This is a genomic window from Streptomyces sp. SID12501, from assembly GCF_010550245.1.
Lineage (GTDB): Bacteria > Actinomycetota > Actinomycetes > Streptomycetales > Streptomycetaceae > Streptomyces.
The window spans coordinates 1-501 of record NZ_JAAGLU010000460.1; the positions used below are offsets into that span (position 1 = coordinate 1).

The 501-nt window shown below is 71.5% G+C and carries 1 protein-coding gene; it reads right to left on the reverse strand.

The genetic code is table 11. The features are described 5' to 3' along the window. Nucleotides 1–136 precede the first annotated feature (136 nt). The coding region (locus G3I71_RS46765) for an AbfB domain-containing protein (protein ID WP_203733118.1) at nucleotides 137–501 on the reverse strand (365 nt) is incomplete at its 5' end.

Sequence of the window (501 nt, forward strand, 5' to 3'; positions counted from 1 at the left end):
GCGTTCGTGGCGTCGTGGCGTCGTGGCGGTTGCGGTTGCCGTTGCGGTGATCAGCCTTGGGGCCGGTCACGGCGAGGCGGCCGTCGACGAATGCGGATCGGAGCCGGACTGGGCGCAGCACCCGGTCCCGACATGCTCAAAGAGCGCCGGCCCAGGCCCTGCGCACGAGGAAGGAAGCCTGACCGGCGAAGGCCCGTGTGCCGTCCGAGCCGTCGAGCCGGATGCCACCGTCACGGTGGCGCAGGACCGATCCGGGGTAGTTGTGCGCGTGCAGGGTTACCGACCCGGCGACCGCCCCGGGGCGCGGACAGAAGGTGGCGTCTGCACGAAACAGTTCGCTGCCGTCGTTGGTGCTCAGCCGTAGCCGCAGGTCACGATGGCGCAGAAAGCGGCCGTCGGCGGCGCGGAAGGTGACGCACCGCGTGTCCGCCAGCCCCCGGATGACCACGAAGGTCACCCGCTGCCGCGTCTGTGCGCTGCTGGACGCGGAGACTCGGCCGA